General features: G+C 50.5%; 5 protein-coding genes. All 5 read right to left on the bottom strand.

The features are described from left to right. Positions 1-233 precede the first annotated feature (233 nt). Complete coding sequence (gene ribF / locus AC4EVX_RS12650; protein ID WP_490160334.1) at positions 234-1,226, bottom strand: riboflavin biosynthesis protein RibF; 993 nt, start codon at positions 1,224-1,226, stop codon at positions 234-236. Positions 1,227-1,231: 5 nt separating this feature from the next. Further along, positions 1,232-2,236 carry a tRNA pseudouridine(55) synthase TruB gene (gene truB, locus AC4EVX_RS12645; protein WP_490160333.1) on the bottom strand — a complete coding sequence of 335 codons (1,005 nt, stop codon included), beginning with the start codon at positions 2,234-2,236 and terminating at the stop codon, positions 1,232-1,234. Beyond that, positions 2,233-3,192 (bottom strand): DHH family phosphoesterase, encoded by a 960-nt coding sequence (locus AC4EVX_RS12640; protein WP_177976808.1) that lies wholly within the window; start codon positions 3,190-3,192, stop codon positions 2,233-2,235. The genes truB and AC4EVX_RS12640 overlap by 4 nt, the downstream gene beginning before the upstream one ends. Positions 3,193-3,250: 58 nt before the next feature. After that, on the bottom strand, positions 3,251-3,619 hold the full coding sequence (rbfA, locus tag AC4EVX_RS12635; RefSeq protein WP_177976807.1) for a 30S ribosome-binding factor RbfA: 369 nt from the start codon (positions 3,617-3,619) through the stop codon (positions 3,251-3,253). 93 nt (positions 3,620-3,712) lie between these two features. Continuing rightward, a partial coding sequence (gene infB / locus AC4EVX_RS12630; RefSeq protein ID WP_490160332.1) for a translation initiation factor IF-2 occupies positions 3,713-5,770 on the bottom strand: 2,058 nt, incomplete at its 5' end.

Raw genomic sequence — 5,770 nt, 5'->3', positions numbered from 1 at the left:
GGCGGATTCCGGACTTGCACCGGTTAGAAACGTGCGCCGCCGGGCGCACTCACAAAAAGGAGTCTGACATGCTCTGCGCACGTCAAACTCCTCCCTGATTTACCGTTTTTTATTGAAACTCATTTTATTGAAATTCATCTCAACACTGACCCAAACGCAAAACAAACTCCATCCTAAAATCTAATTCTAAATCTAAATTTCATTCAAGTCGATGCCCGCAAAGCGTACAAGACTCAAATTTCCCGCAAAAATTCCGGATGTTCCCGAAAATACATTTCCCCGTAATTCCGGTCTTTTCCGATTCGTTCCTTGAGTGCCTCAAGCGAATCAAACTTCATCTCCGGACGCTCAAAATTCAGGAATTGAACCTCGATCTGTTTTCCGTACAAATCTCCGTCAAATCCCATGATGTAGGTCTCCACACTCACCGGATTGTCCCCGCTGATCGTCGGTTTTCTGCCGATGTTGCTGATTCCGCCGAAAACTCTCTGATGACTTCCCACAGTCTGCTTTCCCACAGTCTGCTCCTTCTCATCAATCAGAATGCGAGTCACATAGACCCCAAACGGAGGAAGATGTTTCTCTGGCGGTGGAAGCAGGTTGACGGTCGGAAATCCGAGAACCGGACCGCCGAGATGATTGCCATGCACAACCGTCCCGCCGATCGTGTAAGGCTCCCCGAGAAGCTCATTTGCCTTCTCGATGTTGCCAAGCGTAAGCTCCTCGCGCACATAGGTACTGCTGATGTCGCGGTGCTCATCCTGCTCTTTCTCGATAATCACTGCCTCAAACCCGCACTGGTCTGAGAGAATCCGAAGCAATTCCACATTTCCGGCACCCATGTAGCCGAAACTGCAATCTGGTCCCGCGGTGATCGCCTTCGCATGCATCTGACTAACAAGAATCTTTTTCACAAAAGTCTCCGGGTCCATATGGGCGATCTCCCGATCAAACGGGTATTCCACAAGGTAATCAACACCCATGCGCTCCAATTTCCGACGACGCTCCTCGTTCGTCGTAATCACCGTCACCGGATGGCCCGTCACAACTCCCATCGGCGCCATATCAAACGTAAACACTGCGATACGAAGCCCCATGCTTTCCTTGAGCTCCTGCATCTTTCGCAGAAGCTTCTGGTGCCCTTTATGGCGTCCGTCAAATTTTCCGATTGTCACAACCGTCGGTTCGCTGATCTGAAACTCTCTCGTTCCGGTGATAACCTGCATCTTGCTTAACCTCCCAGAAATACTTTCAGAGGCTTATAGCGCCTCTTGCTCTTCTCATACCCGTAAACTCCGATGAATCTTCCTTCGCTGTCATAAACGCGGATATTCTTCTGCGGATCAAACAACGCTTTTCCCAACTCTCCCTCTTCGATACGCGAACTCAACCGATGTGAATGTTCTGCGCTCTGCTTAGCTCCCCGATCCTGAGAGCTTGACTTTCCGTCCTCACAGCGAGTCGCAAGCTCGATCGGAAACGGATTTCCATTGTGGACGAGCTTGTCCCCATCCCCCGGCACTGCCGTGTACGCCGGAAGCCCCGCAAAGACCTCATCAACTGCGATCACATGGTTCTCCACTTCACCGCGATCGCGAAGTTCCTCGATCTGTGAAAGTTTCAGACTGTCCGCAAGTTCAAACCGATCCACGCGAGTGCGCAGAAGGTGTTCCATACAGCCTCCACAGCCGAGCTTTCGTCCGATGTCATAGCAGAGCGTGCGAATGTAGGTTCCCTTTGAGCAGGTCACGGTCATCGTCACACGCGGAAGCTCGATCGAATCGACATGAATCTCAAAAATCTCAACCGGACGAGCTTCCCGCTCAACCTCTTTACCCGCGCGCGCAAGTTCATAGAGCTTTTTTCCGTTGACCTTGAGTGCGGAGTACATCGGCGGGACCTGCATATAAGGTCCGAGAAAACTCTCAACTGCCTCTCTGACCTCTTCTTCCATCGCATTAACCGGATACTGTGCAAGAACCTCCCCCGTCGTGTCCTGCGTATCGGTCTCCTGTCCGAGAAGCATAACTGCCTGATACGTCTTCGTCTTGTCTATCAGAAGATCGCACAGCTTTGTCGCTTTTCCAAGACATACCGGAAGTACGCCCTCTGCATCCGGATCAAGCGTCCCGGTGTGACCGATTTTTTTCATTCGGAGAATACCTCTCAGCTTTGCGACCACATCGTGAGAGGTATATCCCTTTTCTTTGTATACATTTATGATGCCATCCATCATGATTTGTGTTCCTTCATCTGTGCTTCAATCTGTCTGGAGAGGTTGTTGATCACGTCATGAACGCTTCCGTTCATTGTGCATCCGGATGCACGAATGTGACCGCCACCACCAAAGTAGGCAGCAACCTTGCTCACATTGACGTAATTGTTCGAGCGCATGCTCACCTTGAACACATGATTCTCGATCTCATAGAGGAAAATCGCAACCTCCACGCCCTCGGTGATTCGCATCTGATCAACAATTCCATCGAGATCGGTGGATTCCACTCCGTAGAACTCCATATCTCTCCGGCGCACGACACTGAAAATGCAGGTTCCATGAAGGAAAACCACGCTCTCGAGAAGTGCTCTTCCGAGAATCTGATTCTGCACATAAGTCTTGCGATAGAAGCTCTCGTCGATGATCTTTGCAAAGTTGATGCCCTTGCTCATCATCTTTCCGGCAACCTCCATCGTGTGCTCTGTTGTGTTGCTGTTCTTGAATACATTGGTGTCATGCAGAATACCGGTGTAAATGCACTCTGCGGTCTCCTTGCTGATCTTATCCAGATCGAGGAAACCATAGACCACCTCACTCGCGGAGCTCGCCTCAAGCACGAAGTTCTCCTGCGCGTATCCGGAATTCGTCACATGGTGATCGAGACAGATGCTCGCCTGTGCACTGTCAAGATATGCCGCAAACTCACCCAGACGATCAAGCGCCGCACTGTCGAGACAGATGCACAGATCATACGTCTTTCCGGTATGTGCATCCTGACAGATCTCATCAAAATATTTCAGATAATTAAACTTTACAGGAGGCTTCTCCAGATAGACCTGCACAACCTTCTCTGGATACTGCTCCCTGATGTAATTGCAAACGGCAAGGCAGGACCCAACGCAATCACCATCCGGATGGATATGTCCCAGAACTGCAATTGTCTCAGCCGTCTCAATCATTTCTATAAGTCTGCTCATCTGTGGTCCCCCTTTGTCTTCGTAATTAATCATATTTATTTTTGTAATCATCCGTTTTTTAGTCTTCTTTTAAATCCTTTGTCACCTCATCGATCAGTCTGGACATATTTACACCATACTCGATGGACTGATCCAGCTTGAACGTGATCTCCGGGGTGTTGCGCAGGTTGACTCTGCGAGCCAGCTCACGGCGGATATATCCCTCTGCACTCTTGAGACCTGCAAGCACTGCATTTGCGCGCTCCTCATCTGCAAGAACACTGATATATGCCTTGCAGTACTTCAGATCCGGAGTTACCTCAACAGAAACCACGCTCGTCATTGCTCCGTTTACACGCGGATCTTTGATCTCAGAGCGGATGATCTCGCTGAGCTCCTTCTGAACTTCTGCATTGATTCTTGTGTTTTTAATGCTGTTTTTACGCATGCTTTTCTTTCCTTTCAGGTTGTGAGCCAGAGCCCTGAAAGCTCTGACTCACTGGCTGCAGAAAGCGTCTTTTCGACTCTTTCCCGATCCGCCCTAGCGCGGTACCTCAACCATAATATATGCCTCGACCTGATCGTCTTCCTTCAGATCGTTAAACTTCTCAAATACAAGACCACACTCGTAGCCTGCTGCCACTTCCTTCACATCGTCCTTGAAACGCTTCAGAGAAGCCAATGCACCGTCGAAGAGCTGTTCACCCTCTCTCGTAATACGGCAGGAGCATCCTCTCTGGAACTTTCCGTCGGTTACGTAGGAACCGGCGATTGTGCCGACACCGGAAGCCTTGAAGGTCTGGCGGACAACTGCGTGACCGATTACCTTCTCCTCGAATACCGGATCAAGCATACCCTTCATTGCTGCCTCTACATCCTCGATTGCCTGATAGATAACCTTGTAGAGACGTACATCAACCTTCTCACGCTCTGCGATGGACTTTGCAGTTGCATCCGGGCGAACGTTGAAGCCGATGATGATTGCGCTCGAAGCTGCTGCAAGGTTGACATCGGACTCATTGATTGCACCAACACCGCCGTGGATTACCTTTACAACAACCTCCTCGTTGGACAGCTTCACAAGACTCTGCTTCACTGCCTCAACAGAACCCTGTACATCTGCCTTAACGATGATCGGCAGTTCCTTGACGTTACCTGCCTTGATCTGGCTGAACAGATCATCAAGGGACATCTTGGACTTCGTCTCCTCAAGCAGTTTGTTTTTGCTCTCTGCAACGAAGGTCTCTGCCATTCCTCTTGCTTCCTTCTCGTTCTCGGTTGCCATCAGCACATCGCCTGCACCCGGAACGTCATTCAGACCGAGGATCTCAACCGGCATGGACGGACCAGCCTCTTTGACACGACGACCCTTATCATCCATCATTGCACGGACTTTACCGTAGCACGGACCTGCGGTTACGTTGTCACCGATACGAAGAGTACCCTTCTGTACGAGGATCGTTGCAACCGGACCTCTTCCCTTATCCAGCTCTGCCTCAATAACGAGACCTCTTGCACGGCGGTTCGGGTTTGCCTTCAGCTCCTTCACCTCAGATGCCAGAAGAATCATCTCAAGAAGCTCCGGGATACCTTCCTTCGTGTGTGCAGATACCGGAACGAAGATCGTGCTTCCGCCCCAATCCTCCGGGATCAGCTCATACTCAGCAAGCTCCTGCTTTACGCGATCGATGTTTGCGCTTGGCTTATCAATCTTGTTGATTGCAACAATGATCTCGACCTCTGCTGCCTTTGCATGGTTGATTGCCTCAACAGTCTGTGGCATAACGCCATCATCTGCTGCGACTACAAGGATTGCGATATCGGTGGACTGTGCACCTCTCATACGCATTGCGGTAAATGCTTCATGTCCCGGGGTATCAAGGAAGGTAATCTGCTGACCCTTAACATCAACGGTGTATGCACCGATGTGCTGGGTGATTCCGCCTGCCTCTTTTGCGGTTACGTTCGTCTTACGGATTGCATCCAGAAGGGAAGTTTTACCGTGATCAACGTGACCCATTACGCAGACTACCGGCGGTCTCGGAACGAGATCCTTCTCATCCTCCTCGTCCTCTTTCAGAAGCTCTGCAATCACATCGATCTTCTCTTCCTTCTCGCAGAGTACCTCGTACTCCATTGCGATCTCCTCAGCCTTTTCAAAGCTGATCTCAGAGTTCAGAGTTACGATCTCGCCCTGTAAGAAGAGCTTCTTAACGATAGCGGACGGCTGAAGTTTCATCTTATCTGCGAGTTCCTTAATGGTCAGAACATCCGGAATCGTGATAACCTTGATCGTCTCCTCAACCTTCTCCTCAACCGGCTTCTGCGGCATGATAAACGGATGCTTCGATACCTTGCCGTTCTTGTTTCTTGGTCCGTCCTCTACCATGCGGTTCTTGTCGTAACGGTCGTTCTTGTGGCTGTTCTTCGTAGCCTGACGGTTGCTCGTCGGCTTGGTCTGAAGCGTATCAAATCCGCTGCTGCTCTTTGCAGAATCTCTCTGACCCGGACGGCTTCCCTGTCCTGCGCGGTTTCCACCAAAGCCTCCCTGACGATTTCCGCCCTCACGGTTTCCGCCAAAGCCTCCCTGACGATTTCC

This window comes from Brotaphodocola sp. (assembly GCF_983179755.1).
The sequence above is the reverse complement of the archived record's forward strand: the minus strand, read 5'-3'. Positions and strand labels throughout refer to the sequence as shown.